The organism is Paracoccus tibetensis (assembly GCF_900102505.1).
Classification (GTDB): Bacteria; Pseudomonadota; Alphaproteobacteria; order Rhodobacterales; family Rhodobacteraceae; genus Paracoccus; species Paracoccus tibetensis.
Map to the genome: position 1 here is coordinate 137,128 of NZ_FMVT01000001.1, position 25,437 is coordinate 162,564.

General features: G+C 69.5%; 28 protein-coding genes. 13 read left to right on the forward strand and 15 right to left on the reverse strand.

The genetic code is table 11. The annotated features are described in order from the left end of the window. Positions 1-2: 2 nt before the first annotated feature. The 4 genes from BLP73_RS00725 to cobD all read right to left on the reverse strand — a co-directional run bounded on the left by BLP73_RS00725 (position 3) and on the right by cobD (position 3,018). Positions 3-458 carry a tellurite resistance TerB family protein gene (locus tag BLP73_RS00725; RefSeq protein WP_090739611.1) on the reverse strand — a complete coding sequence of 152 codons (456 nt, stop codon included), beginning with the start codon at positions 456-458 and terminating at the stop codon, positions 3-5. 115 nt (positions 459-573) lie between these two features. Beyond that, the gene (gene ppk2 / locus BLP73_RS00730; RefSeq protein WP_175453190.1) at positions 574-1,479 is read right to left on the reverse strand and encodes a polyphosphate kinase 2; all 906 of its coding nucleotides are present in this window, start codon (positions 1,477-1,479) and stop codon (positions 574-576) included. Between the two features lie 56 nt (positions 1,480-1,535). Beyond that, a complete protein-coding gene (locus BLP73_RS00735; protein ID WP_090739612.1) occupies positions 1,536-2,006 on the reverse strand; it encodes a hypothetical protein in 471 nt (156 codons plus the stop codon). Between the two features lie 49 nt (positions 2,007-2,055). Continuing rightward, a complete protein-coding gene (gene cobD / locus BLP73_RS00740) occupies positions 2,056-3,018 on the reverse strand; it encodes a threonine-phosphate decarboxylase CobD (protein ID WP_090739613.1) in 963 nt (320 codons plus the stop codon). 209 nt (positions 3,019-3,227) lie between these two features. On the opposite strand from cobD, the gene BLP73_RS00745 reads away from it, so the two are divergent. From BLP73_RS00745 to BLP73_RS00770, 6 genes are all read left to right on the forward strand, one after another. Beyond that, on the forward strand, positions 3,228-3,731 hold the full coding sequence (locus BLP73_RS00745) for a type III secretion system chaperone family protein (protein WP_090739614.1): 504 nt from the start codon (positions 3,228-3,230) through the stop codon (positions 3,729-3,731). Between the two features lie 34 nt (positions 3,732-3,765). Beyond that, entirely contained in the window at positions 3,766-4,578 is an 813-nt protein-coding gene (gene proC, locus BLP73_RS00750) for a pyrroline-5-carboxylate reductase (RefSeq protein WP_090739615.1), read from the forward strand. After that, positions 4,575-4,907: a tRNA-binding protein gene (locus BLP73_RS00755; RefSeq protein ID WP_090739616.1), complete on the forward strand. Its 333-nt coding sequence runs from the start codon at positions 4,575-4,577 to the stop codon at positions 4,905-4,907. The genes proC and BLP73_RS00755 overlap by 4 nt, the downstream gene beginning before the upstream one ends. Further along, entirely contained in the window at positions 4,904-5,866 is a 963-nt protein-coding gene (locus BLP73_RS00760; RefSeq protein WP_090739617.1) for a 2-hydroxyacid dehydrogenase, read from the forward strand. The genes BLP73_RS00755 and BLP73_RS00760 overlap by 4 nt, the downstream gene beginning before the upstream one ends. Before the next feature lie 64 nt (positions 5,867-5,930). Further along, positions 5,931-6,128: a CsbD family protein gene (locus BLP73_RS00765; protein WP_090739618.1), complete on the forward strand. Its 198-nt coding sequence runs from the start codon at positions 5,931-5,933 to the stop codon at positions 6,126-6,128. Positions 6,129-6,204: 76 nt separating this feature from the next. Continuing rightward, positions 6,205-7,419, forward strand: coding sequence for a glycerate kinase type-2 family protein (locus tag BLP73_RS00770; RefSeq protein WP_090739619.1), 1,215 nt, complete (start codon positions 6,205-6,207; stop codon positions 7,417-7,419). Positions 7,420-7,495: 76 nt separating this feature from the next. Here the strand turns inward: BLP73_RS00770 and BLP73_RS00775 are convergent, their stop codons facing one another. From BLP73_RS00775 to BLP73_RS00820, 10 genes are all read right to left on the reverse strand, one after another. Next, the gene (locus tag BLP73_RS00775) at positions 7,496-7,774 is read right to left on the reverse strand and encodes a protealysin inhibitor emfourin (protein ID WP_090739620.1); all 279 of its coding nucleotides are present in this window, start codon (positions 7,772-7,774) and stop codon (positions 7,496-7,498) included. A 30-nt stretch (positions 7,775-7,804) separates the two neighbouring features. Further along, a complete protein-coding gene (locus tag BLP73_RS00780) occupies positions 7,805-8,878 on the reverse strand; it encodes a M4 family metallopeptidase (protein WP_090739621.1) in 1,074 nt (357 codons plus the stop codon). 72 nt (positions 8,879-8,950) lie between these two features. Beyond that, positions 8,951-9,958, reverse strand: a complete 1,008-nt coding sequence (locus BLP73_RS00785) for a sn-glycerol-3-phosphate import ATP-binding protein UgpC (RefSeq protein ID WP_090739622.1) — start codon at positions 9,956-9,958, stop codon at positions 8,951-8,953. 1 nt (position 9,959) lies between these two features. After that, positions 9,960-10,808 carry a sn-glycerol-3-phosphate ABC transporter permease UgpE gene (ugpE, locus tag BLP73_RS00790; protein ID WP_090739623.1) on the reverse strand — a complete coding sequence of 283 codons (849 nt, stop codon included), beginning with the start codon at positions 10,806-10,808 and terminating at the stop codon, positions 9,960-9,962. Continuing rightward, a complete protein-coding gene (gene ugpA / locus BLP73_RS00795; protein WP_090739624.1) occupies positions 10,808-11,686 on the reverse strand; it encodes a sn-glycerol-3-phosphate ABC transporter permease UgpA in 879 nt (292 codons plus the stop codon). The genes ugpE and ugpA overlap by 1 nt, the downstream gene beginning before the upstream one ends. 69 nt (positions 11,687-11,755) lie before the next feature. Continuing rightward, entirely contained in the window at positions 11,756-13,075 is a 1,320-nt protein-coding gene (gene ugpB / locus BLP73_RS00800; protein ID WP_217630621.1) for a sn-glycerol-3-phosphate ABC transporter substrate-binding protein UgpB, read from the reverse strand. A gap of 107 nt (positions 13,076-13,182) precedes the next feature. Next, positions 13,183-14,181 (reverse strand): DUF808 domain-containing protein, encoded by a 999-nt coding sequence (locus BLP73_RS00805; RefSeq protein ID WP_090739626.1) that lies wholly within the window; start codon positions 14,179-14,181, stop codon positions 13,183-13,185. A gap of 190 nt (positions 14,182-14,371) precedes the next feature. Beyond that, positions 14,372-14,935 (reverse strand): fasciclin domain-containing protein, encoded by a 564-nt coding sequence (locus BLP73_RS00810; protein ID WP_090739627.1) that lies wholly within the window; start codon positions 14,933-14,935, stop codon positions 14,372-14,374. A 95-nt stretch (positions 14,936-15,030) separates the two neighbouring features. Then, positions 15,031-15,750, reverse strand: a complete 720-nt coding sequence (locus BLP73_RS00815) for an anti-sigma factor (RefSeq protein WP_090739628.1) — start codon at positions 15,748-15,750, stop codon at positions 15,031-15,033. Beyond that, entirely contained in the window at positions 15,747-16,301 is a 555-nt protein-coding gene (locus BLP73_RS00820) for a sigma-70 family RNA polymerase sigma factor (protein WP_245686483.1), read from the reverse strand. Before BLP73_RS00820 ends, BLP73_RS00815 begins: the two co-directional genes overlap by 4 nt. A gap of 217 nt (positions 16,302-16,518) precedes the next feature. On the opposite strand from BLP73_RS00820, the gene cobS reads away from it, so the two are divergent. Continuing rightward, on the forward strand, positions 16,519-17,490 hold the full coding sequence (cobS, locus tag BLP73_RS00825; protein ID WP_090739629.1) for a cobaltochelatase subunit CobS: 972 nt from the start codon (positions 16,519-16,521) through the stop codon (positions 17,488-17,490). A 48-nt stretch (positions 17,491-17,538) separates the two neighbouring features. Here cobS and BLP73_RS00830 read toward each other — a convergent pair whose 3' ends face one another. Beyond that, positions 17,539-18,123 carry an NADPH-dependent FMN reductase gene (locus BLP73_RS00830; RefSeq protein WP_245686518.1) on the reverse strand — a complete coding sequence of 195 codons (585 nt, stop codon included), beginning with the start codon at positions 18,121-18,123 and terminating at the stop codon, positions 17,539-17,541. Between the two features lie 202 nt (positions 18,124-18,325). On the opposite strand from BLP73_RS00830, the gene cobT reads away from it, so the two are divergent. The 6 genes from cobT to aspS all read left to right on the forward strand — a co-directional run bounded on the left by cobT (position 18,326) and on the right by aspS (position 25,436). Further along, positions 18,326-20,194, forward strand: coding sequence for a cobaltochelatase subunit CobT (cobT, locus tag BLP73_RS00835; RefSeq protein WP_090739630.1), 1,869 nt, complete (start codon positions 18,326-18,328; stop codon positions 20,192-20,194). After that, positions 20,187-21,569, forward strand: coding sequence for an FAD-binding oxidoreductase (locus tag BLP73_RS00840; protein WP_245686484.1), 1,383 nt, complete (start codon positions 20,187-20,189; stop codon positions 21,567-21,569). Before cobT ends, BLP73_RS00840 begins: the two co-directional genes overlap by 8 nt. 52 nt (positions 21,570-21,621) lie before the next feature. Beyond that, positions 21,622-21,975 (forward strand): hypothetical protein, encoded by a 354-nt coding sequence (locus tag BLP73_RS00845; protein ID WP_090739631.1) that lies wholly within the window; start codon positions 21,622-21,624, stop codon positions 21,973-21,975. Positions 21,976-22,137: 162 nt separating this feature from the next. Next, on the forward strand, positions 22,138-22,965 hold the full coding sequence (locus BLP73_RS00850; protein ID WP_175453191.1) for a glycoside hydrolase family 25 protein: 828 nt from the start codon (positions 22,138-22,140) through the stop codon (positions 22,963-22,965). 17 nt (positions 22,966-22,982) lie between these two features. Next, entirely contained in the window at positions 22,983-23,600 is a 618-nt protein-coding gene (locus BLP73_RS00855) for a CPBP family glutamic-type intramembrane protease (RefSeq protein WP_245686485.1), read from the forward strand. Between the two features lie 60 nt (positions 23,601-23,660). Beyond that, positions 23,661-25,436, forward strand: coding sequence for an aspartate--tRNA ligase (gene aspS, locus BLP73_RS00860; protein WP_090739633.1), 1,776 nt, complete (start codon positions 23,661-23,663; stop codon positions 25,434-25,436). Position 25,437: the final 1 nt, after the last annotated feature.

Sequence of the window (25,437 nt, forward strand, 5' to 3'; positions counted from 1 at the left end):
TGCTACGGCGCCAGGCCCATGCGCGCCTTCACCTGCTGCCGGATCTCAGCGCTTTCGCGGTCGGTGATGCCGAGAAGGCTGGCGACGAGGCGGATCAGGCTCTCCTCGTCCGGGCCGCGCTGCGCGTCGGCGTAGGCGACCTCCCACATGGCGGCGATCACGCCCGCGCGATCCTCCAGTCCGATCCGCTCCTTGATCTGGCGGGTGAAGCGCACCGTGTCCGAGGCGCCGGCCTCCAGCTCCTCGGCCTCGGCGCGGCGCGCGGCGGCCTCGGTGGGCGAGAGGCCGCGGCGGCAGGCGAGGATGCGGTCGATCCGCGCCTTCTCGACCTCGCGATAGGTGTCGTCCGACCGGGCCAGCCGCACCAGAAGCGCGGCGATGGCCAGTTCGGCATCCTCGCCGTCCAGCTCCGGCGCCTGCGTTTCGCCCGTCAGCCGAGCCAATAGATCTCTGAACATAAGCCTAACCTAGGATGCTCCGCCCGGAAGGCAAGCTGCCCCCATCTTCTGTGCGGAAATGTCCCGGGGGGAGTCGCCGCAGGCGACGGGGGGCTGGCCCCCCTTGCACCGCGTCTCAATACAGCTGCGGGACATACAGCTCGCGCGGCAGCACCTCGCGCTCGTAATCGGGGTTGAAGACGCGCTCGGGCAGGCGGACCTCGTCATGGGGCACGTCCTCGTAGGGGATCATCGACAGAAGGTGGCTCATGCAGTTCAGCCGGGCGCGCTTCTTGTCGTTGCCGGGCACGATGTACCACGGCGCCTCGGGGATGTTCGTGCGCTCGAACATCTCCTCCTTGGCCTTGGTATAGGCCTCCCACCGGACGCGGCTCTGCAGGTCCATCGGCGACAGCTTCCACTGCTTGAGCGGATCGTGGATGCGCATGAGAAAGCGCATCTGCTGCTCCTCGTCGGTGACCGAGAACCAGTACTTCACCAGCCGGATGCCCGAGCGGACCAGCATTCGCTCGAACTCGGGCACGTCCTGGAAGAACTGCTCGACCTGGTCCTCGGAGGCAAAGCCCATCACCCGCTCGACGCCGGCGCGGTTGTACCAGCTGCGGTCGAAGAGGACGATCTCTCCGCCCGCCGGCAGATGGGGGACGTAGCGCTGGAAATACCACTGCGTCTTCTCCCGGTCCGAGGGCGCGGGCAGCGCCACGACCCGCGCCACGCGCGGGTTCAGGCGTTGCGTGATGCGCTTGATCGCGCCGCCCTTGCCGGCGCTGTCGCGGCCCTCGAACAGGACGACCACCCGCTCCTTGTGGTAGCTCACCCAGTCCTGCAGGCGGATCAGCTCGGATTGCAGGCGCAAAAGCTCGCGGAAATAGAGCTTGCGGTCCATCTGGTCCGGGTGATGGCTGCGGTAGATGCGGCGAATCTCGGCCGAGAGGACGGCGTCCTCCAGCTCGATCTCGATGTCCTCGTCCAGCGTCTCCTGCAGTTCGGCTTCCAGCCAGTCCTTCGCGGCGTCGTCCATGATCCTCTCCGGGGTGTCGGGCCTTGTCTCTAGGACGCTCGTGTAACGATCGCGCGTCAGTGCCGCAGGAAGTCCCGCGCACATTCCGGCGTCACCGCCAGCACCATGCCGCCGCGGCTCTGGTCGACCGTCCCGCACCATTGCCCTGCCGTGGTGAACAGGCTGCGCGTCCCTCGCGCCGGCCGGTAGGCGATGCGGCGGCCGTTCACGTCGAAGAGGTTCAGCACCCCGCCGGCGTTCTGGGCATAGTAGCCGCGCACCTCGCCATCGGCCGTGAAGATCAGCCGCTGCTCGTTGGCGGGGTTCGAGGGCCGGTTCTCCCAGGCCTGCGACGAGTTCGCCGTGTTGCCCGCCGAGTTCCACGCGGCGTGCGGCGCGTTGCTGGCGCGGGCCGGGTTGTTGGCCGGATGTCCGGGGCCCAGATCGAAGGGCAGCTGGCCGCGGTCGAGGATGACCATCGGCGCATCGGCCGCGGCGGGCGCGGGGGCGCCGAGAAGCGCGAGGATCAGGGGCAGGGCGGGTCGCATGGCGGCTCCTTTCGTCTCAACTCTGCCGCATCCGCGCGGCCTTGCCCAGTCACCCCTGCAGCGCGGCGGCCAGCCGGTCCCATTCGCCGCGATCGCCGGGAATGCCGAGCCGCAGCCAGGTCCGGGAATAGGGGAAGCGCCGGGTCCAGATCCGCGCCCGCGCCAGCCGCGCCTGCGCGGCGCCGGCATCGGGCGTGCCATAAAGCCGGAAGAGGTGCGTGCCGCCCAGGGCCTGCCAGCCCGCGCCCGTCGCCAGCCGGTCGAGGCGCAGGCTCGCCTCGCTGTGATAGACGATCTCGCCATCGGCCCAGGCCGCGTCGGCCATCGCCTGTGCGCCGATCTCGAGCGCCGGGCCGCCGACCGCCCAGGGCCCCTGCGCCTCGCGCAGCCGCGCCAGCAGCTCCGGCCGCGCCAGCGCGAAGCCGAGCCGCAGCCCGGCCAGCCCCCAGAACTTGCCGAAGCTGCGCAGCACCACGGCATTGGCCGGCAGGGCCGGTGCCAGCGACAGGTCCGGGCGGGGATCGGCGAAGCTCTCGTCCACGACAAGCGTGCCGACGCCTGCGGCCAGCGCCGCCAGCCGCGCGGGCGGCCATTCGCGGCCGTCCGGGTTGTTGGGGTTCACGACGACGGCCAGGTCCGCCCCCTCCATCGCCGCCAGATCGGGCGCCGGCGTGACCTGCCACCCGGCGGCGGCGAGGCTGGCGCCATGCTCGTTGTAGCTGGGGCTCAGCACCGCGGCCCGGCCGCGCGGCAGAAGGCGCGGCAGCAGCTGGATCGCGGCCGAGGCGCCGGCCATCGGCAGCACATGCGAAGCTGGGCAGCCGAACCAGCGCGCCGCGACCTCGACCAGCGCCGATTCGGCCTCGGCCGTCGGAAGGGCGGTGAAGGCCTTGGGCGGCAGCGCCGGGACCGGCCAGGGGCGGCGGTTGATGCCTGTGGACAAGTCGATCCAGTCGCCGGCGCCGAACTCGCGCCGCGCCCGGTCCAGATCGCCCCCGTGGTCCCGCTGCATCTGGTGTTCTCCGGCTTATCCACACCCGTCATCTGGTAGCGCCGCCCGCCTGTGGACACAACGCGTTAACGAAATATGACTTTACACGCGCCGCGCCGTTCCCCACGATATATGGTGAGAACATTCGGGCGACCCCGCCCGATATGGGACGGCGGACAAGGCATAGCGGCATCAGAACCGCAGCCCGGCCCGCCCGGCAGGAGGCAGGCATGGCACAGACCGACCCTTACATCGCCAGCGATGACATCCACCCCATCGACATCGTCGAAGCCGTGGCCAACCACCACGCATGGGAGTTCGACCGCCTCGCCGACGACCAGATCGCCATGGTGGTCGAGGGGCAGTGGCGCAGCTACTCGCTGACCCTCGCCTGGTCCCCGCGCGAGGAGGTGCTGCGCCTCATCTGCACCTTCGACATGGACCCGCCGGCCGATCGCCTGCCGCTGATCTACGAGACGCTGAACCTTGCCAACGACCAGGTCTGGGACGGCGGCTTCACCTTCTGGGCGCAGCAGCGCCTGATGGTCTGGCGCTACGGGCTGGTGCTGGCAGGCGACGCCATCGCCTCGGCCGAGCAGGTGGACACGATGATCGCGGGCGCGCTGATGGCCTGCGAGCGGTTCTACCCCTCGTTCCAGCTGGTGGGCTGGGGCAACACCGCCCCCGCCGCCGCGCTGGACATCGCCCTTGGGGAAACCTACGGACGGGCCTGAGGGGGCGTCCGGCCCCGCAGGGGAGAGGGAGCCAATGAGCGATTTCGACGATGTGAACAAGCGCGGGCTGGTGCTGGTCGGCTGCGGCCGGATGGGCGGCGCGATGCTGGAGGGCTGGCTTGCGAACAAGCTCGAGCCCGAGGCCGTCACCATCATCGACCCGCGCCTGTCCGACAACTGGCAGCGCAAGGGCTTCCGCATCAACGCCCCGCTGCTGCCGCACCCGGCCGTGCTGGTGCTGGCCGTCAAGCCGCAGATGATGGCCGAGGCGCTGACCGGGCTTCCGCCGCTGACGGACACGCTGGTCCTGTCGGTCGCCGCCGGCACCACCATCGCCACCCTCGAGCGCAGCTTCCCGGCCTCGCCCATCGTCCGCGTCATGCCGAACACGCCTGCGGCCATCGGGCAGGGCATCTCGGCCCTGATCGGCAATGCCCGCGCGGGCGACGCCGATCTCGCCCTGGCCGAGATGCTGATGCGCGCCGTCGGCCGCACCCTGCGCCTCGACGACGAGGCGCAGATGGATGCCGTCACCGCCCTGTCGGGCAGCGGCCCGGCCTATGTCTTCCACCTGATCGAGGCAATGGCGGCCGCCGGCGAGGCCGAGGGACTGCCCCGCCACATGGCGCTGGAGCTTGCGCGCGTGACCGTCGCCGGCGCGGGCGCGCTGGCGGTGCACGAGGATGCCGACCCGGCCGAGCTGCGCGAGAACGTCACCTCGCCCGGCGGCACGACGGCGGCGGGGCTCAGGCACCTGATGGACCCCGAGAGCGGCCTGCCGCCCCTGATGGCCCGCACCATCCGCGCCGCCGCCGAGCGCGGGCGCGAGCTGGGGCGCGCCGAATGACCATCACCTTCGACGACTTCCTGAAGGTCGACATCCGCACCGCCACCATCACCCGCGCCGAGCCCTTCCCCGAGGCGAGAAAGCCCGCCATCAAGCTGTGGCTGGACGTGGGCGGGCTGGGAGAGCGGAAATCCTCGGCCCAGATCACCCGCCACTACGCGCCCGAGACGCTGGTCGGCCGGCAGGTGCTCTGCGTCGTCAACTTCCCGCCGCGCCAGATCGGCCCGGTCATGTCCGAGGTGCTTGTCCTCGGCGTGCCCGACCCGGATGGCGAGGTGGTCCTGATCGCCCCGGACCAGCCGGTCCCGAACGGAGGACGCCTGTTTTGAAACTGCTCGTCACACGCCCCATGACCGAACGCGGCGCCGCTGCCGTCCGCGCCGAATTCGACGCCACCTTCCGCGACAACGCGCCGCTGACCGAGGCCGAGGCCGCCGAAGCGCTGCGCGCCTATGACGCCATCGTGCCGACGCTCGGCGATGCCTTCTCGGCCGGCGCCTTCGCGGGCGGCGGGCTGCGCTGCAAGCTGCTGGCCAATTTCGGCGCCGGCTACAACCACATCGACGTCAAGGCCGCCGAGGCCGCCGGCGTCGCCGTCACCAACACGCCCGACGTGGTGACCGACCCCACCGCCGAGGTCGCGCTGACGCTGATCCTGATGACCCTGCGCCGCGCCTCCGAGGGCGAGCGGATCCTGCGCGCCGGCCAGTGGCCCGGCTGGAACCCGACGCAGCTTCTGGGCCGCAGCGTGACCGGGCGCAGCCTGGGCATCGTCGGCATGGGCCGCATCGGCAAGGCCATCGCCCGCCGCGCGCATCTGGGCCTCGGCATGGAAGTGCGCTTCTTCAACCGCTCGTCCGTCTCGAACCTGGACTTCCCGGCCGAGCAGGTCGAGACGCTGCACGAACTTCTGCGCCTCAGCGACGTGGCGGTGATCGCGGTGCCGGGCGGCACGGCGACGCGCGGCATGATCGGCGCGGCCGAGATGGCGGCGCTTGGGCCGCAGGGCGTGCTCATCAACATCGCCCGCGGCGACGTGGTGGACGAGGACGCGCTGATCGCGGCGCTGACCAGCCACGGCATCGCGGGCGCCGGCCTCGACGTCTATGCGCGCGAGCCCAAGGTGCCGCAGGCGCTGATCGACGCGCCGAACGCCACCCTGCTGCCCCATCTTGGCACCGCGACCGAGGAGGCGCGCACGGACATGGCGCTGCGCGCCTTGGCGAATCTCACGGCCTTCCGCGACGGCCAGCCGATGCGCGATGTCGTGGTCGCTCCGCGCGGATGAAGAGGAACCTGCCGCCGGCGCTGTGAGTTGACATTTCATAACTCACCTAGCGACGGAGCAGAACATGAACTGGGATATCATCCAGGGGAAATGGAAGCAGCTGAAGGGCGCCACCAAGGAGAAATGGGGCGAGCTGACCGATGACGAGCTCGACGTCATCGACGGCAACAAGGACAAGCTGGCCGGCAAGCTGCAAGAGAAATACGGCTGGACCAAGGACGAGGCCGACCGCCAGATCGACGACTACTACCGCGATCGCTGACGCCTTGACGCCGAGGCTGAGGATGAGAGGGTGCCCTTCGGGGCGCCCTTTTTCATGGGCGCGAAGGGAGGACGCGATGCGGGACAGGGTGATGGCGCTTCTGCAGGCGGGCGTGGCCGCCGCCGATCCGGGCCGTGCCGTGGCGGCGCACATGGCCGATGTGCTGGCCGACCCGCCGGGGCCGGGCGGAGGCTGGACCGTCATCGCCCTCGGCAAGGCTGCCCGCGCGATGGCGGCCGCGGCGCTGGAGGCGCTGCCCGAGGCCGAGGCGCTGGTCATCACCAATCGCGGCAACGACGCACCCTTGGCCCGCGCGCGTGTCCTCGCCTCGGGCCACCCGGTCCCGGACGCGGCGGGCGAGGCCGCCGCGCGCGAAGTCGAGGCGCTCTTGCACCGCGCCGGACCGGCGGACAGGGTGCTGGCGCTGATCTCGGGCGGCGGCTCGGCGATGCTGCCCGCGCCGGTGGACGGGGTGAGCCTTGCGGAGAAGCAGGAGGTGAACCGCCTTTTGCTGGGTTCGGGCGCGGACATCACGCAGACGAACCTCGTGCGGCAGGCGCTGTCGCGGCTGAAGGGCGGCGGCTGGCTGCGGGCGACGCGGGCGCCGGTGACGGCCCTGATCCTCTCGGACGTTCCGGGCGACGATCTGCGCGTCATCGCCTCGGGCCCGACGGTTTCGCCCATCGGGTCGGTGGCCGATGCGGCGGCAATGGCGCGGCGGCTCGGGATCTGGGACCGGCTGCCGGGGCCAGTGCAGGCGGCGCTTTCCGGCACCCGCGCGGCAGAGGCGCTGCCACCGGCGCGCAACATCCTCGTCGGCTCGAACGGGCAGAGCGTCGCCGCCATGATCGCGGCCGGTGCCGCAGATGGTGGCGTGCCGCTGGCGGGGGATGTCGAGGAATGCGCGCGGGCGCTGCTGGAGGTCGTGCGCGATGCGGCGCCCGGCGCGACGCTGGTCTTCGGCGGCGAGACGACGGTGCGGCTGACCGGCGACGGGATGGGCGGGCGCAACCAGGAACTGGCGCTGCGCTTCGCCCGCGCGGCATCGGACCTTCCGGGGCCCTGGGTCTTCGCGGCGATGGGCAGCGACGGGCGCGACGGGCCTGGCGAGGCGGCGGGCGGGATCGTCGATGACGGCACGCTTCGGCGGATCGCGGCGGCGGGGCTGGATCTGGAGGACGTGCTGGCGCGGAACGATTCCACCCCGGCCTTGGCGGCGGCCGCCGATCTGATGGAGACGGGCGCGACGGGGACCAATGTGGCCGATCTGGCGGTGTTCCTGCGCGGATAGAGGGCAGGGGGCTGCCGCCCCCGCCGCGCAGCGCGCGGCTCCCCCGCGGATATTTGGGCACAGAAGATGAGCGGGCTCAGAGCCGGTCGATGAGGTCGAGCATCTCGGGGGGCAGCTGGCCTTCGCGCAGGGTGAAGCTGCGGGTTTCGGTTTCGGTGACGGTGATGCGGTAGCTGAGGCCGTCGGGGCAGGTCCGGCAGGGGGCGGCGGCAATGCGGGCCAGGGCGTCGGGGGCGAAGGCCTCGCGCAGTTGCCGGGCGAGCGGCGGGGCCAGCGCGTCGGGATCGATGCGCTTGTGCATTCCGGCAGCGGCGATGCCGGCGAAGCCGCCGGCGGCGCTGATCTCGATCTCCATGCGCGGCCTCCTTTGGCCGCGACGCTACGCCTAGACGCGGATGCCGACAAGCGTCCAGGCGCGGCGGAGCATCTGCTGCTCGTGGCTGCCCTGGCCCGCGAGGGTGCTGGCGGTGCGCAGCGTCTGGTCGGCCCAGTCCGTGAACGAGGCCATCGGGTTGTTCAGCTCCTGCAGGGCGCGGTACCAGATGCGGCCGGGCAGGTGCCAGGAGGGGCCGCCGAGATAGGCGCAGAAGAGATAGAAGGCGTGGTTCGGGATGCCGGAATTGATGTGGACGCCGCCATTGTCGTCGGTCGTCGTGTTGAACCCGTCCATGTGCCAGGGCTGCGGATCGCGGCCGAGAAGGTCGTCCGCATAGGCCGTGCCGGGCGCCTTCATGCTGCGCAGCGCCCGCCCGTCGATGCCGGGGGCCAGGATGCCGCGGCCGATCAGCCAGTCGGCCTCATGGACGCTCTGCCGCAGGACCCGCTGCTCGGAGAGGGCGCCGAAGACATCGGCCACATGCTCGTTCAAGGCGCCCGACTGGTTCTCGTAGATGAGGCCGCCCGAGTGCTGGATGACGCCGTGGGCCATCTCGTGTCCGATCACCGACAGGTCGAGGAACGTGCGGAAAATCTTTCCGTCGCCGGTGCCATAGGCCATCTGCTCGCCGTTCCAGAAGGCGTTGTTGTAGTTCTGCCGGTGGCGGACGGTGGCGACCAGCGGCATCCCGCGCCCGTCCAGAGAGTTGCGGCCGTATTCCTCGGCGAAAAGCGCGAAGACATGGCCCGAGGCATCATAGGCGAGGTCGGCATCGGCGATGCCGGTCGGGGGCGCGCCCTCGGGGCGGACGAGGCGGCCGGGCAGGGCGGCGCGCCCCTCGCCGTCATGGATGCGGCGGTCGGGGCAGCAGATGTCGGGATCGGGCAGTAGGCCAGGCGCGCCCTCGGGCGGGGGGCTGGCATGGGCGGCGCGTTCGGCGCGCATCGCCTCGTCCTCGGCCAGCAGCATCCGCGCCATGGCGGCGGTCTCGGGGTCGCCGCGCAGGGCGATCACCCGCAGCATGTAGGGCGGGACGATGCAGTGCAGAGGGTTGTGGTGGGACGCGTGGAGGCAGAGGCACATGGGCGGCTCCCGATCTGGATCGCCCTAGGGTAGCATCGCGCTGGCCGAGGGCAAGCGCGATTTGTTCACGTTTTAGTCCAAACGCCGCCCCGTCTCGCGCTGGAAGAGATGCAGCTGCTCGCGCCGGAAGCTCAGGCGCATCCTGTCCGTCAGCGGCGCGTCCGAGGGCAGGGTGGTGGTAATCTTCTCGCCGCCCGTCAGCCCGTGGATCAGTCGTTGCGCGCCCAATTCCTCGACCGCCATGACCTGCATCTCGATGGGGCCGTCGGGGGCCACGGTCAGGTCCTCGGGGCGGATGCCGACGGTGCCGGCATGGGCGGTGCCCGGCAGGTGCGGGACGGCGCGGGCGTCGATCAGGTTCATCGCCGGGCTGCCGATGAAGCCGGCGACAAAGGTCGAGGCGGGGCGGCGGTAGACGTCCAAGGGCGTGCCGATCTGCTCGATCCGGCCGCCGTTCAGCACCACCAGACGGTCGGCCAGGGTCATCGCCTCCAGCTGGTCATGGGTGACGTAGATCGAGGTCGTCTTGAGCCGGCGCTGGAGCTGCTTGATCTCGAGCCGCATGGTCACGCGGAGCTTCGCGTCCAGGTTCGAGAGCGGCTCGTCGAAGAGGAACGCCGCCGGCTCGCGCACGATGGCGCGGCCCATCGCGACGCGCTGGCGCTGGCCGCCCGACAGGGCGCGGGGCTTGCGGTCGAGGAAGGCGCCGATCTGAAGGATCTCGGCCGCCTCGTTCACGCGCCGTTCGATCTCGGCCTTGGGCGTGCCGCGGTTCTTCAGGCCATAGGCGAGGTTCTGGCGCACCGACATATGCGGGTAGAGCGCGTAGTTCTGGAACACCATCGCGATGTCGCGGTCGGCGGGCTCGATCTGGTTGACGACGCGGTCCCCGATGCGAACCTCGCCCTCGGAGATGCTCTCGAGCCCCGCGACCATGCGCAGCAGCGTGGACTTGCCGCAGCCCGAGGGGCCGACCAGCACGATGAACTCGCCATCTTGGATGTCGATGTTGACGCCCGTGACCGCGTTGCCGCCGCCGCCGTAATTCTTGCCGAGATTGCTGAGGGTGATGGATGCCACGTTACTTCTCCGTCTCGACGAGGCCTTTGACGAACAGGCGTTGCATGCCGATCACCACCACGACGGGCGGGATCATGGCCAGCATCGCGGTCGCCATGACAAGATGCCATTGCGGCAGGCCGTCCACGGCATCCGCCATGCGCCTGATCCCCGCAACGATGGTGTAGTAGTCGGCGCTGGTCGTGATCAGCAGCGGCCAGAGATACTGGTTCCAGCCGTAGATGAAGAGGATCACGAACAGCGCCGCGATGTTGGTGCGCGACAGCGGCAGCAGGATGTCGCGGAAGAACTTCATCGGGCCGGCGCCGTCGATGCGGGCGGCCTCGGTCAGCTCGTCCGGGATGGTCAGGAAGACCTGGCGGAAGAGGAAGGTCGCCGTCGCGCTGGCGATCAGCGGGATCGTCAGGCCGGCGTAGCTGTTCAGCATCCCGAGATCCGCGACCACCTGGAAGGTCGGCACGATCCGCACCTCGACCGGCAGCATCAGGGTGATGAAGATGCACCAGAAGGCAAGGCCGCGGAACGGGAAGCGGAAATAGACGATGGCGAAGGCCGAGAGGACCGAGATCACGATCTTCCCGACCGCGATGCACAGCGCCATGATCAGGCTGTTCAGCATCATCGTTCCCACGGCCGGGGTGCCGCTGGTCGCCAGCCCGCGGTCCAGCATGCGGCTGTAATTCTGGACGAAATGGGGGCCGGGCCACATCGGGATGGTGCCGCGCATGAAGTCGGTCGGCCCGTGGGTCGAGGCGACGAAGGCCACCCAGACCGGCAGCGCGACGATGCAGACGCCGGCGATCAGGATCACATGCGCCATCAGGTGAAGGAAGGGACGGTTCTCGATCATCAATAGGCCACCTTCTTCTCGATGTAGCGGAACTGGATCACGGTCAGGGTGATGACGATCAGCATCAGGAAGACCGACTGCGCGGCCGAGCTGCCCATGTTCTGCCCGACGAAGCCGTCGAAATAGACCTTGTAGACTAGGATGTTGGTCCCCTGCGCCGGGCCGCCCCGCGTGGTCGTGTCGATGACCGCGAAGGTGTCGAACATGGCGTAGACGATGTTCACGACCAGAAGGAAGAAGGTCGTCGGCGACAGAAGCGGGATGGTGATGTCGAAGAAGCGCCGCACCGGGCCCGCGCCGTCGATGGCGGCGGCCTCGCGCAAGCTGGCCGGGATGGCTTGCAGTCCGGCAAGGAAGAACAGGAAGTTGTAGCTGATCTGCTTCCACGCGCTGGCGATGACGACCAGCGTCATGGCCTCGGCCGGGTTGCCGACATGGTTCCAGTTATAGCCGACCTGCGCCAGCATGTAGGGGATGATCCCGATGGTGGGGTTGAAGATGAACCACCACAGGATGCCCGCCACGGCCGGAGCGACCGCATAGGGCCAGACCAGCAGCGTCGTGTAGACCCTCTGCGCCTTGATCATCCGGTCCACCGCCACGGCCAGCAGCAGCGCCAGCCCCATGGACAGGATCGTGACCGAAATCGCGAAGATCGCCGTCACCTGCAGCGAGTTCAGGTATTCGGGGCTGTTCAGCAGCCGGCGGAAGTTCTCGACGCCCACGAAGGTGGTGCGGGTGCCGAAGGCGTCCTGGCGCAAAAAGCTCTGCCGGATCGCCTGCGCGGCGGGCCAGAGGAAGAAGACGAAGGTGATGGCCAGCTGCGGCGCCAGCAGAAGCCAGGGCAGCAGCTTGTTGTTGAAGATCGTGCGCTTCATCCGGGGGCCTTTGGCTGAACGAAAGCAGGGGCCGCGCCGTGGCGGCCCCTGCGATGCGGTAAGAACCGCTTACTGGTATTGCGCCTGGAACTGCTCGAGCAGCTCGTTGCCGCGCGAGACGACCGAGTCGAGCGCGCCCTGCGCGTCCTTGTTGCCGGCCAGCATCTGCTCGAACTCCTCGTCGATGATGCCGCGGATCTGGACGTAGTTGCCGAAGCGCAGGCCACGCGAGTTCTCGGCCGGCTCGTTCTGGGTGATCTGGTTGATCCCCGTATCGGCGCCCGGGTTCTCGTCGAAGAAGCCCCGCTCGGTCGACAGGTCAAGGGCGGCCTGCGTGATCGGCAGGTAGCCGGTCGGCTCGGACCAGTCGGCCTGCACCTCGGGCTGGGTCAGGTAGTCGAAGAAAGCCGCGACGGCGGCATATTCCTCGTCCGATTTGCCCGACAGGACCCAGAGCGTCGCGCCCCCGATGATCGAGTTCTGCGGCGCGCCCTCGACATCATCGTAATAGGGCAGCATCCCGAAGCCGAGATCGAAGTCGGTGGCGTTGGCGATGACTCCCGCGCGGGCGGCCGAGCTGGCCATGTAGATCGCGCATTCCTGCGCGTAGAAGGCCGGGGGCGCGTTGTCACCGGCGACCGGGCCGCCATAGCGGAACAGCCCCTCGTCGGCCCATTCCTTCAGGTTCGTCCAGTGCCGCACCTGCACTTCGCCGTTCAGCGAAAGGCGAGCGTCGAGGCCGCCGAAGCCGTTTTCCTCGGTGCCGATGGGCTGGTTGTGGCGGGCCGAAAGGTTCTCGGTCTGGATCCAGCTGACCCACTGGCTGGCAAAGCCGCAGGGCGCGGCGCCCGATTCCATGATCTGGCGGCTGAACTCCTCGACCTGCTGCCAGGTCTGCGGCGGCTGCTCGGGGTCGAGGCCCGCGGCCTCGAACACGGTCTTGTTGTAATACATGATCGGGGTCGAGCTGTTGAACGGCAGCGACAGCATGTTGCCGTCGGTGTCGGTGTAATAGGCCACGACCTGCGGCAGGAAGGCCGAGGGATCAAAGCCCTCGCCATGCTCTTCCATCAGCTGGTAGACCGGCACGATGGCGCCTTCCGAGGCCATCATGGTGCCCGTGCCGACTTCGAAGACCTGCACGATGGCCGGCTGCTGGTTCGCGCGGAAGGCGGCGATCGCGGCGGTCATCGTCTCGGGATAGGTGCCCTTGTAGGAGGGCACGACCCGGTATTCGTCCTGGCTTTCGTTGAAGCCCTGCGTGATCTCGTCCAGCCGGGCGCCCAGTTCGCCGCCCATGGCGTGCCACCACTCGACCGTGGTCTGGGCATTGGCGCTGGCGACCGAGGCCACAAGCGCCAGCGCGGAAACGCTGCAAATCCGTTTCATTGTCTCTCTCCCCATGTGGGTTGCTCGTCGCCGTCCCGCCTAGCGGCGCAATGTGACGCTTCTGCAACCGTCTCCCGACGGAAGGGTGACAATAATTGATCGGCCGGTCAATTCTTTTTGGCTGCACCATTTCCGCCGCGCAGGCGCCTGAAGAAGGGGCTGACGGTGCGCTCGATCAGCGGGTTCAGGACATGGATCGCCAGCGGCACCAGCGCCAGCCCAAGCGCGAGGCCGATCACCCCGTCCAGCGCCGCCGTCACCAGCCAGCGCACCAGGCCGGCCGCCGCGGGCACGGCGTGGGCGGCCTCCTCGGCCATGTGGGCGATGAAGTGATGCGGCGCGCCCCAGCCCAGCTCGTAGAGGCCGTGGGTGATGATCTGCCCGCCGACCCAGATCATCGCGGCGGTGCCGACGACGGTCAGCAGCGTCATCACGCCGGGCATGACGCGCACGATCCCGCGCCCGAGGGCCGCGACAAGGCCGCGTCCGCGCTGCGCCAGATGCAGCCCCACGTCATCCGCCTTCACGATCAGCGCGACGACGCCGTAGACGGCGACGGTGATCGCGACGGCTACCACGAACAGGATCACCGCCTTCATCACCAGGCTGTCCTCGACCGGGATGGTCGAGAGGGCGATGGTCATGATCTCGGCCGAGAGGATGAAGTCGGTCTTGATCGCGCCGGCCACCCGCGTCTCTTCCAGCGAGGGGCCGTCCTCCTCGGGATGGACATGCGCCTCGGCGTCGTGATGGCCGGTCCACCAATGCGCGACCTTGTGCGCGCCTTCGTAGCACAGATAGGCGCCGCCCAGCATCAGCAGCGGCGGGATCGCCGCCGGCAGCAACGCCGACAGGGCCAGCGCGACCGGCAGCAGGATCACCAGCTTGTTGAACAGCGAGCCGCGGGCGATGCGCCAGATGATCGGCAACTCGCGGCTGGCGTCGAAGCCGTGGACGTATTTTGGCGTCACCGCCGCGTCGTCGATGACCGCCCCGGCGGCCTTGGCCCCGGCCTTGACGCTGTGCGCCGCCACGTCGTCCAGCGACGCCGCCGCCATCTTCGAGATCATCCCGATATCGTCGAGAAGCGCGATCAGCCCACTCATGTGACGTCCTGTCGATGCCGCGGCGGTTTGCCGCGGGCCATCTGGCGTCGGTGCCGCGGCTTCGGCAAGGGCGATCTTTGGGGGCGGCGGCGCGGCGCCGCCGGCGGGGCAGCAGAAAGCCCGCATCCGGGGGGCGGATGCGGGCCAGCCGCGGGGTCCGGGGGGCGGCCCCCGCGGTGTCGCGGTCCGCTTACGAGGCGGCGGGCGTCAGCACTGCGTCGATGACGTGGATGACACCGTTCGACTGGTCGACGTCGGGGATGTTCACCACGGCCTCGGTGCCGTTCTCGTCGGTGATCAGCAGCGCGTTGTCGCTCTCGCGGATCGAGGCGGTCAGCGTGCAGCCACCCACGGTCTCCAGCTCGGCCGAACCGCCGCCGGCGGCGATCAGGTCGCCCACGGCCGGCGAGAATGCCTCCATCGCCACGACGTGGCAGGTCAGGATCGTCTGCAGGGTCTCGAGGTTCTCGGGCTCCAGCAGGCTTTCCACGGTGCCGGCCGGCAGGGCTTCGAAGGCGGCGTTGGTGGGCGCGAAGACGGTGAACGGGCCTTCACCCGACAGCGTCTCGGCAAGTCCCGCGGCCTGGACGGCGGCGACCAGCGTGGTGTGGTCGGCCGAGTTCACGGCGTTCTCGACGATGTTGCGCTCGGGCAGCATCTCTGCGCCGCCGACCATGGTGTTCTGGGCCAGGGCAGGAGCGGCCAGCATCATGCCGCCAGCCAGGATCGACGCGCCGAATTTCGTGAAGCTCATGGTCATAAGTCCTCCGGGTAAGTTGCAAGGGCGCTTGTCTGCGCCCGGTGCAAACAGACACGGAGGGAATCCGGTTCGGGTGCTGCGTCAGCCTGTCACAGTCGCGTGAGGGGGGCGACGGCCACCACCGGGCCGGTCGCGACACCGGTGGGCGATCCGCCTTCGGGCTCGTCCGAAAGGGCGATCTGCACGCCGTCCTCCAGCTCCAGCCCCTCGGGCAGGGTCAGGCGCAGGACCCCCTCGCGCGGCACGAGGCCGATCGAGATGACCGCGCCCCCCTCGGGCTCGATCCACCAGATCTCCCAATCCCGGCCGGCGGGGGCGGGGCCGCGCTCCAGCGCCACCTCCATCTCGCGCCCGCGCGCCGTGGCGCTGACCGCAAGATCGGCATCCGCCGCCACCAGCTGCGCCTGATAGCCCGGCACGGCCGGGTCGGGCGCGCCGTCCCGCAGGCCCGGCAGGACGAGCAGCAGCGCCACCGCGGCGACCGCGGCCAGCCCGAGGATCGCGCCGACGGGCCCGCGCCACCAGGCGGTGCGGGCGCCCGGATCGGTCGAGAGGGGCGGGACCGCATGGCCAAGCCGCTCGCGGATGTTCTGGCGCGCGCGGGCCGGTGCCATGACCGGCACCAGCCCTTCGGCCAGATGCGCCAGCCGCTCCTGCCAGGCGCGCACGGCGGCGGCGAAGCGCGGATCGTCCTGCAGCCGGCGCACGGCCGCCTCGGCCTCGGCCCCGTCCAGCAGCCCGAGCGCCAGCTCGGCGGCCAGCGCCTCGTCCTCCTCGGGCGGGCTCAGCGGTGTGGTCTCGTCGCTCATTGGCTCACGCAGTCCTTCAGCCGCAAGAGGCTGCGGCGCAGCCAGCTGCGGACGGTATTGATCGGCTTGCCCTCGCGCTCGGCTAGGTCGGCATAGGTGATGCCTTCCAGATAGACCGCCCGCACCGCGCCCGCCTGCGGCTCGGCCAGCTGCGCCAGGCATTCGTCCAGCATCTGCCGTTCCTGCGCGCGGATCGTCGCCGTCTCGGGACCGGGCTCGGCCGAGGCGACCGAGGCCGCGGCCTCGGCCGGCGCCGTCGAGGGGCCGGAATTGCGCGAGCGCAGGCGGTCGATCGAGCGGTTGCGCGCGATCGTGATCAGCCAGGTCATCGGCGACAGCCCGTTCGCGCTGTAGCGCGCCGCGCTCTTCCAGATGCGGATATAGACCTCCTGCAGCGTCTCCTCGGCCTCGGGCCGGTCCTTCAGCACCGACAGGCAGACCGCGTGCAGCTTGGCCGAGGTGGCGTCATAAAGCGCATCGAAGGCCGCGCGGTCCCCCAGGGCCACCCGCGCGATCAGGTCTTCCAGCTCTTTGCGGCGTTGATCGCTCACGGGCGCCCCTCGGATCTCGTTCGGGCGCAGCTTATGGATGTGTGCCGGGGGCGTCAACGCGGCCCCCCTCCGGTCAGCCGGCGCCCGCCTGCCTTCCCGCGACCGGCGCGCGCTTGCACGTGCCCGGCGAATGCGCGACCCCGCGACCGGCGCGCGCTTGCGCGTGCCCGGCGAATGCGCGACTAATGCCGGCGATATGTTGGAGAGGGCCACGGCAATGCTGGACATGAACGCGAAACCCACCGAGGAGATCGACCTGCGCGAGGTCTTCGGCCTGGACAGCGACATGAAGGTGAAGGGCTTTGCCGAGCGCACCGAGCGCGTGCCCGAGATCGACAGCACCTACAAGTTCGACCCCGACACCACGATGGCGATCCTGGCGGGCTTTGCCTACAACCGCCGCGTCATGATCCAGGGCTATCACGGCACCGGCAAATCGACGCATATCGAGCAGGTGGCCGCGCGGCTGAACTGGCCCTGCGTGCGCGTGAACCTTGACAGCCATGTCAGCCGGATCGACCTGATCGGCAAGGACGCGATCAAGCTGGTGGACGGCAAGCAGGTGACGGTCTTCCACGAGGGCATCCTGCCCTGGGCGCTGCGCAACCCCACCGCCATCGTCTTCGACGAATACGACGCGGGCCGGGCGGACGTGATGTTCGTGATCCAGCGCGTGCTGGAGACAGACGGCAAGCTGACCCTTCTGGACCAGAACGAGGTCATCACCCCGAACCCCTATTTCCGCCTGTTCGCCACGGCCAACACCGTCGGCCTCGGCGACACGACAGGCCTCTACCACGGCACCCAGCAGATCAACCAAGGCCAGATGGACCGTTGGTCGCTGGTTGCGACGCTGAACTACCTCAGCCACGACGCCGAGGCCGCCATCGTCCTCGCGAAGGTGCCGCAATACAACAACGAGAAGGGCCGCAAGACGATCAGCCAGATGGTCACGCTGGCCGACCTGACCCGCACCGCCTTCATGCAGGGCGACCTGTCCACGGTCATGTCGCCGCGCACGGTCATCAGCTGGGCGCAGAACGCGCGCATCTTCGGCAACGTGGGCTACGCCTTCCGCCTGACCTTCCTCAACAAATGCGACGAACTGGAACGCCAGACCGTGGCCGAGTTCTACCAGCGCCTCTTCGACGAGGAACTGCCGGAAAGCGCGGCGGCCAAGGCCAGCTGATCGCCGCCGGATAGGGCGAGGCGCGCGGCGCGCCTCGCCTGCGGCGCGTCAGACCCGCGCGTCCTTCAGCAGTTTCGCGTAGAAGGTCAGCTCTTCCAGCGTGCCCTTCAGCGCGCCCTTGAGGTTCTCCTCGATCTCACTGATCGGCGCGTTCTGCCCGAGCGGCGAGACCTTGAAGAAGTCGCCCCCGCCGATATGGATCGCGTTGCGCAGCGGCACCATCTGCAACTCGATCGAGATGAGGCGCAGCTGCTCCATCGCCCGCGCCCCGCCGAGGCTGCCATAGGCCAGCGCCGTCATCGGCTTGCGGTTCCACTCCTTGTAGGCCTGGTCCAGCGCGTTCTTCAGCGCCCCGGTGATGCTGCGGTTGTATTCGGCCACCACGAACATGAAGCCGTCGAACCCCGCCAGCTTCTGCTGCCAGGCGACCGCGCGCGGGTCCTCGGACGGCATCCACAGGTTCGAGGCCTTCTCGTCGAAGAAGGGCAGGTCCTGGTCGCGCAGGTCGACCAGCTCGAAATCCAGCTCGGCATGATCCTTGACCTTGTCCATCAGCCAAGCGGCGGGCTTGTCGGCGAACCGCGCCTCGCGGGTCGAGCTGATGATGACGGCGATTTTCGGGTTGGCCATGATGTCCTCCATGTGAACTTGCGCCGCCGTCCAACGCGCCGCCCCTGCGCCGGTTGCCGCCGGCCCCGCACAGGCGCTGTGCGCCGGGGAACGGTGCACGAACGGTGCACATCCGGTGCATGCGCGGTGCGCGCCCGGTGCCCGCTCGGTGCGGGCGGCGCGGGCCTCTTGCGGGCCCCCGCCGGGGGTGGTCTATGATGAGGCCATGAAGAACAGCGACAACCCCGCCGACCCCTTCAAGAAGGCCCTGACCGAGGCGACGCGCGCCCTCTCGGGCGAGCACGAGCTGAACGTGACCTTCAGCGCCGACCCCTCCGGGGTCGCGGGCGACACGATGCGCCTGCCGCAGGTCAGCCGCCGCATGAGCCGGGACGAGGTGCTGCTGGCCCGCGGCACCGCCGACGCGCTGGCTATGAAGCTGCGCCACCACGACGCGGCCACCCACAGCCGCTACGCCCCCGCCGGCCCCATGGCGCGCGAGCTTTACGAGGCGCTTGAGACGGCCCGCTGCGAGGCGCTTGGCGCCCGCGACATGCCCGGCGCGCTGTCGAACATCGATGCGCGCATCGGCGTAGAGGCTGAAAAGAAAGGCTATTCCCAGATCAAGGCGCCCGCCGACGCACCTCTGTCGGTGGCGGCGGGCTACCTGCTGCGCCAAGCCGCGACCGGCCGCGCGCTGCCCGCCGGCGCCCAACATGTCGCCGATCTCTGGCGCCCCTTTGTCGAGCAGCAGGCTGGCGGCGCGCTGGCCGATGCCGATGCCGCGCTGGCCGATCAGGCCAGCTTCGCGCGCCTCTCGCGCCGGATCATCAGCGATCTCGGCTATGGCGACCAGTTGGGCGAGGACCCCGACGAGCCCGAGGAGGACGAGGGCGACGAGAACGCCGAGCAGGACGAGGAGGCCGGCGACAACCAGGCCCGCGACCAGGACGACAGCGAGGACGCCGAGGCCAGCCCCGAACGCAGCCAGGAGCAGACGCAGGACGAGCGTCAGGCCCAGGTCAGCATGGACGACAGCTCGGACGAGGAATTCGCCGACGAGGCAGAGATGCCCGAGGCCGAGATGCCCCCCGACCAGCCGCCCCCGGTCAGCGAGGCCAGCGCCGAATACAAGGTCTTTTCCCAAGCATGGGACGAGGAAATCCGCGCCGAGGACCTCGCCGACCCGGCCGAGTTGGAGCGCCTGCGCGCCTATCTGGACAAGCAGCTCGAGCCTCTGCGCGGCGCAGTCAGCCGCCTTGCCAACAAGCTGCAGCGCCGTCTTCAGGCCCAGCAGAACCGCAGCTGGGAGTTCGACAAGGAAGAGGGCGTGCTGGATGCCGGCCGCCTTGCGCGTGTGGTGGCGAACCCGACAACGCCGCTGAGCTTCAAGGTCGAGAAGGACACCGAGTTTCGTGACACCGTGGTCACGCTGCTGATCGACAATTCTGGCTCGATGCGCGGCAGGCCGATCAGCATCGCCGCGATCTGCGCCGACGTGCTGGCGCGGACGCTCGAGCGCTGCAGCGTCAAGGTCGAGATCCTCGGCTTCACCACCCGCGCCTGGAAGGGCGGGCAGGCGCGCGAGGCTTGGCTGGCCGGCGGGCGGCCCGCGCAGCCGGGGCGGCTGAACGATCTGCGGCACATCATCTACAAGCCCGCCGACGCGCCGTGGCGGCGAGTGCGGCCGAACCTTGGCCTGATGATGAAGGAAGGGCTGCTGAAGGAGAACATCGACGGCGAGGCGCTGGAATGGGCGCATCGCCGGCTGGTCAAGCGCGCCGAGGCGCGCAAGATCCTGATGGTCATCTCGGACGGCGCGCCGGTGGACGACTCGACGCTCTCGGTGAACCCGGCGAACTACCTGGAAAAGCACCTGCGCGACGTGATCGCCATGGTCGAGAAGAAGCGCGCGGTCGAGCTGCTGGCCATCGGCATCGGCCATGACGTCACGCGCTATTACGGCCGCGCCGTGACCATCACCGACGCCGAGCAGCTGGCCGGCGCCATCACCGAGCAGCTGGCGGCCCTGTTCGACGCGGACCCGCGCAAGCGCGCGCGGGTGCTGGGCATGGGCTCGATGCGCCGTGGCTGAGCTGCCCGAGGCGCTGGCCGGCCAGCTTCAGGCGCTGCTGGGACCGCGCTTCTCGACCGCCAGGGGCGACCTGGACCAGCACGCCCATTCGGAAAGCTTCCACCGCGCGCCTGCGCCGGATGCCGTCCTCTTCCCCGAAACGGCCGAGGAGATCGCCCAGATCCTGCCGGCCTGCGCGGCGGCCGGCGTGCCGGTCGTCCCCTGGGGCACCGGCACCTCGCTGGAGGGGCATGCGCTGGCGACGCAGGGCGGGGTCAGCCTCGATCTCAGCCGGATGAACCGGGTGCTCGAGGTGCGGGCGGGCGACATGCAGGTGGATGTCCAGCCCGGCGTCACGCGCGAGGCGCTGAACCGCGAGCTGCGGGCGACGGGCCTGTTCTTCCCGGTCGATCCGGGGGCGGATGCCAGCCTCGGGGGCATGGCCTCGACCCGCGCCAGCGGCACCACGGCGGTGCGCTACGGCACCATGCGCGAGAACGTCCTGGCGCTGGAAGTGGTGCTGGCCGACGGCCGCATCATCCAGACCGGCACCCGCGCCGCGAAATCCAGCGCGGGCTATGACCTCACCGGGCTCTTCGTCGGCTCCGAGGGCACGCTCGGCGTCATCACCCGCCTGACCCTGCGCCTGCACGGCCAGCCCGAGGAGGTCGCGGCGGCGGTCTGCGGCTTTGACGACCTTGAGGCGGCGGTAGAATGTGTCACCGCGACGATCCAGAGCGGTATCCCGATGGCGCGGATCGAGTTCGTCGACGCGGCGACGGCGCGGGCCTTCAACCTCCATTCCGGCGCCAGCCTGCCCGAGACGCCGCATCTGATGGTCGAGTTCCACGGCTCGCCCGGCGCGGTGCGCGAGGATGCGGCCCGCTTCGGCGAGATCGCCACCGAGTTCGGCGCGACCGGCTTTGACTGGGCGGCCAGCCCCGAGGACCGGGCGCGCCTGTGGCGGATGCGGCACGGCGCCTATCACGCCGCCTTTGCGCTGCGACCGGGTGCCGCAGGCGTCGTCACCGATGTCTGCGTGCCGATGTCGCAGCTGCCCGAAGCTGTGGCCGCCGCCGCCCGCGACATCGCCGAGGCGGGCATGATCGGCCCCATCGTCGGCCATGTCGGCGACGGCAACTTCCACTCGCTGCTGCTGGTCGATCCGGCCTCGGAGGCCGAGCTGACAGCCGCCAAGGCCATCGCGCGCCGCATGGCCGAGCGCGCGCTGGAGGTCGGCGGCACGATCAGCGGCGAGCACGGCATCGGCACCGGCAAGCGCGGCCTCATGGCGGCGCAGCACGGGGATGCCTGGCAGGTGATGGGCGCGATCAAGGCGGCGCTCGATCCCTGCGGCATCCTGAACCCCGGAAAGCTGGTGCCGGACCGGAACTGACCCCGGCGAGGTGGCGTTCGCTTGACAACCAACGAGTTGCAAGGAGGACGTCATGTCCCACAACCACGAGCCGGAGCGCGCGGCGCGGCGGCACAAGCCTGCGATCATCGCGATCGCGGTAGCCCTTCTGGCCGCCCTGCTCGCGTTCTGGGTGTTCCGCCCCGGCGTTCCCGAAGAGGGCGGCGACGGGCTGGCCAACACGCCGCCCCCCGCCGACATGCCGCTCGGCGATGCCGAAGGCCGCTCGGACACGACCGAACCGCCGGTGACGCCGGGCGCCAATACGCCTGCCGATGCCGGTATTCCGGCCGGGACGGTCGATCCCCCCTCGGGCGCGACGGCTCCGGGCGAGACGGCGCCCTCGACGGCTCCGGGCGTCGATCCGGTCACCGCGCCGCTGAACTGAGGCACGCTGACCCGGAGGTTGTGCGATCATCCGTCATCCCTCCTGACGGTTTCGTGACCTGGCTCATGCGGTGACACCGCCCGCTGTTCCTGAGATAACGGCAACAATCATGCGCAAAGCATGGCGAAGCAAAGTCTCACGAACAGACAAGGGCGGGGCAGGATGAACTATCTGGGAAAACTGGTGCTTGGCGCACTGGTGTTGGCGGTGGCCGTGGCATGTGCGCGGACACCGCCGCGCGGCGGTGGCGGGTATCCCCCCTCGGGCTACGGAGGCGGCTACCAGGTCGCGCCGGGGCCGGGCGCCAATCCCCAGCTAGGCGATCGCAAGCCGCATCCCTGGCGCAACGGCGCGCCCTACGGCCACGCGGTCCACGGCATCGACATCTCGCGCTGGCAGGGCGACATCGACTGGATGCAGGTCCGCAACGCCGGCATCAGCTTCGCCTTCATCAAGGCGACCGAGGGAGGGGACCATTCCGATCCGAACTTCCAGCGTTACTGGCGCCAGGCGGCCCAGGCCCGCATTCCCCGCGGCGCCTATCACTTCTACTACTTCTGCCGCACGGGCGCCGAGCAGGCGGCCTGGTTCATCCGCAACGTCCCGCGCGAGGCGGGCTCGCTGCCGCCGGTCCTCGATCTCGAATGGACCAACTCGCGCAACTGTCCCCGGCGTCCCCCGGCGCACGAGGTGCAGCGCGAGGCCGAGATCTTCATGCAGATCGTCGGCCGCCACTACGGCCAGCGTCCCGTCATCTACACCACCGTCGATTTCTACCGTGAGAACCGCATGGGCCAGATGAACGCCGAGTTCTGGCTGCGCTCGGTCGCGGACCATCCCAGTGTGACCTATCCGGGCCAGCGCTGGACCTTTTGGCAATACACCGGCACCGGCATCGTCCCCGGGATCAGGGGCGACACCGACATCAATGCTTTCGTCGGTTCGGCTGCGGATTGGGCGCAATGGTTGCAGAGACGCATGGTGCGGTAGCCCCGCGCCGCTGGCTGATGGTTGAGTTCGCGGCGCTCTACTTCGGCGCGCCGCTGGCCATCGCGCTGTTCCTGCCGCCGGGGCACCTCTTCACCGCGCTCGCGGTCTTCAGTCTGGCCGGGATGCTGCTTCTGTGGCTGACCGGCGGCTTTCGCTGGCGCAGCCTGGTGCGCGGCTGGCGCCGCATCCCTTGGCTCGAGGTGGCGGGCATCGCACTGGCGACGCTTGTCGCGGGCTGGGCCATCCTGTCCTGGACCCGGCCGGGATCGCTGTTCCTGCTGCTGCAGGCGCGGCCGGACTTCCTGCTGGTCATCTTCGCGCTCTACCCGATCCTCTCGGCCCTGCCGCAAGAGCTGATCTTCCGCCCGCTGTTCTTCCATCGCTACGGCGCCATCCTGCCCGCCGGCAAGGCGGCCATCGCGCTGAACGCCTTCGTGTTTTCCTTTGCGCATCTGATGTACTGGTCCTGGATCGTCGCGCTGATGACCTTTGTCGGCGGCTGGATCTTCGGCCGGGCCTATTTGCGCTACGGCTTCCCGGCGGCCTTTGTCCTGCACGCCGTCGCCGGCAACATGCTGTTCGCCGTAGGCATGGGCGCCTATTTCTACACCGGCAACGTGCAGCGCCCGTTCTGAGCGGTTGACTTCCCCACGCGCCCGCTGTTTCTGCGGGGGCTGAACAAGTGGGGACCGATCATGCACGCCTATCGCAGCCATACCTGCGGCGACCTCCAAGCCGCCCATGCCGGGGAAACCGTCCGCCTGTCGGGCTGGGTGCACCGGGTGCGCGATCATGGCGGCGTGCTGTTCGTGGACCTGCGCGACCATTACGGCATGACGCAGGTGCTGGCCGACAGCGACAGCCCCGCCTTCGCCGCGATGGAGAAGCTGCGCGCCGAGACGGTGATCCGCATCGACGGCCGCGTGAAGCTGCGCGACGCCGCGCTCGTGAACCCCAAGCTGCCCACCGGAGAGATCGAGGTCTACGCGACCGAGCTGGAGATCCTCGGCCCCGCGGACGAGCTGCCGCTGCCGGTCTTCGGCGATCAGGACTACCCCGAGGAAACGCGCCTCGCCTACCGCTTCCTGGACCTGCGCCGCGAAAGCCTGCACGCGAACATCATGCTGCGCTCGCGCGTCATCAAGTGGCTGCGCGACGCGATGTGGGGCGCCGGGTTCACCGAGTTCCAGACGCCGATCATCACCGCCTCCTCGCCCGAAGGGGCGCGCGACTTCCTGGTGCCCTCGCGCCTGCATCCGGGCAAGTTCTACGCCCTGCCGCAGGCGCCGCAGCAGTTCAAGCAGCTGATCATGGTCGCGGGCTTCGACAAGTATTTCCAGATCGCGCCCTGCTTCCGCGACGAGGACCCGCGCGCCGACCGCTCGCCCACCGACTTCTACCAGCTCGACCTCGAGATGTCCTTCGTTGAGCAGAAAGACGTCTTCGCGGCGATCCAGCCGGCGATCCAGGGCCTCTTCGAGGAGTTCGGCGGCGGCCGCCGCGTCGATGCCGACTGGCCACTGATCCCCTATGCCGAGAGCCTGCTGAAATACGGCAGCGACAAGCCGGACCTCCGTAACCCCATCGAGATGCAGGTCGTCAGCGACCACTTCCGCGGCTCGGGCTTTGCGATCTTCGCAAAGCTGCTGGAGCAGGAGGGGACCGAGGTTCGGGCGATCCCCGCGCCGACGGGCGGCAGCCGCAAGTTCGCCGACCGGATGAACGCCTTTGCGCAGGGGCAGGGTCTGCCCGGCATGGGCTATATCTTCTGGCGCAAGGCCGAGGATGGTTCGACCGAAGCCGCCGGCCCCATCGCCAAGGCTTTGGGCGCCGAGAAAACCGAGGCGATCCGGGTGCAGCTGGGTCTGGGCGAGGGCGACGCGGCCTTCTTCCTGGGCGGCAAGCCCGAGCAGTTCGAGGCGGTGGCCGGGCGCGCCCGCAACGAGATCGGACGCGAGCTGGGCCTCATCGACGAGAACCAGTTCAAGTTCGCCTGGATTGTCGATTTCCCGATGTACGAGAAGACCGACGACGGCAAGATCGACTTCAGCCACAACCCCTTCTCGATGCCGCAGGGCGGGATGGAGGCGCTGGCGGGCGATCCGCTGGCGGTCAAGGGCTACCAGTACGACCTCGCCTGCAACGGCTACGAGCTGATCTCCGGCGCCATCCGCAACCACAAGCCCGAGATCATGTTCAAGGCCTTCGAACTGGCCGGCTACCCGGCCTCCGAGGTGGAGAAGCGCTTCGGCGGCATGGTCAAGGCGTTCCGCTATGGCGCCCCGCCCCATGGCGGCTGCGCGGCGGGGATCGACCGGATCGTGATGCTGCTGGCGGACGAGCAGAACATCCGCGAGGTCATCATGTTCCCCATGAACCAGCGTGCCGAGGACCTGATGATGGGCGCCCCGTCCGAGCCCACCAACGAGCAGATGCGCGAGCTGCGGCTGCGCGCCCTGCCCAAGGAGTAGC

Bases quoted from the DNA above. Each gene is read 5' to 3' on its own strand.
- BLP73_RS00725 (WP_090739611.1), bottom strand. From the start codon at position 458: ATGTTCAGAGATCTATTGGCTCGGCTGACGGGCGAAACGCAGGCGCCG.
- ppk2 (WP_175453190.1), bottom strand. From the start codon at position 1,479: ATGGACGACGCCGCGAAGGACTGGCTGGAAGCCGAACTGCAGGAGACG.
- BLP73_RS00735 (WP_090739612.1), bottom strand. From the start codon at position 2,006: ATGCGACCCGCCCTGCCCCTGATCCTCGCGCTTCTCGGCGCCCCCGCG.
- cobD (WP_090739613.1), bottom strand. From the start codon at position 3,018: ATGCAGCGGGACCACGGGGGCGATCTGGACCGGGCGCGGCGCGAGTTC.
- BLP73_RS00745 (WP_090739614.1), top strand. From the start codon at position 3,228: ATGGCACAGACCGACCCTTACATCGCCAGCGATGACATCCACCCCATC.
- proC (WP_090739615.1), top strand. From the start codon at position 3,766: ATGAGCGATTTCGACGATGTGAACAAGCGCGGGCTGGTGCTGGTCGGC.
- BLP73_RS00755 (WP_090739616.1), top strand. From the start codon at position 4,575: ATGACCATCACCTTCGACGACTTCCTGAAGGTCGACATCCGCACCGCC.
- BLP73_RS00765 (WP_090739618.1), top strand. From the start codon at position 5,931: ATGAACTGGGATATCATCCAGGGGAAATGGAAGCAGCTGAAGGGCGCC.
- BLP73_RS00770 (WP_090739619.1), top strand. From the start codon at position 6,205: ATGCGGGACAGGGTGATGGCGCTTCTGCAGGCGGGCGTGGCCGCCGCC.
- BLP73_RS00775 (WP_090739620.1), bottom strand. From the start codon at position 7,774: ATGGAGATCGAGATCAGCGCCGCCGGCGGCTTCGCCGGCATCGCCGCT.
- BLP73_RS00780 (WP_090739621.1), bottom strand. From the start codon at position 8,878: ATGTGCCTCTGCCTCCACGCGTCCCACCACAACCCTCTGCACTGCATC.
- ugpE (WP_090739623.1), bottom strand. From the start codon at position 10,808: ATGATCGAGAACCGTCCCTTCCTTCACCTGATGGCGCATGTGATCCTG.
- ugpA (WP_090739624.1), bottom strand. From the start codon at position 11,686: ATGAAGCGCACGATCTTCAACAACAAGCTGCTGCCCTGGCTTCTGCTG.
- ugpB (WP_217630621.1), bottom strand. From the start codon at position 13,075: ATGAAACGGATTTGCAGCGTTTCCGCGCTGGCGCTTGTGGCCTCGGTC.
- BLP73_RS00805 (WP_090739626.1), bottom strand. From the start codon at position 14,181: ATGAGTGGGCTGATCGCGCTTCTCGACGATATCGGGATGATCTCGAAG.
- BLP73_RS00810 (WP_090739627.1), bottom strand. From the start codon at position 14,935: ATGAGCTTCACGAAATTCGGCGCGTCGATCCTGGCTGGCGGCATGATG.
- BLP73_RS00815 (WP_090739628.1), bottom strand. From the start codon at position 15,750: ATGAGCGACGAGACCACACCGCTGAGCCCGCCCGAGGAGGACGAGGCG.
- cobS (WP_090739629.1), top strand. From the start codon at position 16,519: ATGCTGGACATGAACGCGAAACCCACCGAGGAGATCGACCTGCGCGAG.
- cobT (WP_090739630.1), top strand. From the start codon at position 18,326: ATGAAGAACAGCGACAACCCCGCCGACCCCTTCAAGAAGGCCCTGACC.
- BLP73_RS00845 (WP_090739631.1), top strand. From the start codon at position 21,622: ATGTCCCACAACCACGAGCCGGAGCGCGCGGCGCGGCGGCACAAGCCT.
- BLP73_RS00850 (WP_175453191.1), top strand. From the start codon at position 22,138: ATGAACTATCTGGGAAAACTGGTGCTTGGCGCACTGGTGTTGGCGGTG.
- BLP73_RS00855 (WP_245686485.1), top strand. From the start codon at position 22,983: ATGGTTGAGTTCGCGGCGCTCTACTTCGGCGCGCCGCTGGCCATCGCG.
- aspS (WP_090739633.1), top strand. From the start codon at position 23,661: ATGCACGCCTATCGCAGCCATACCTGCGGCGACCTCCAAGCCGCCCAT.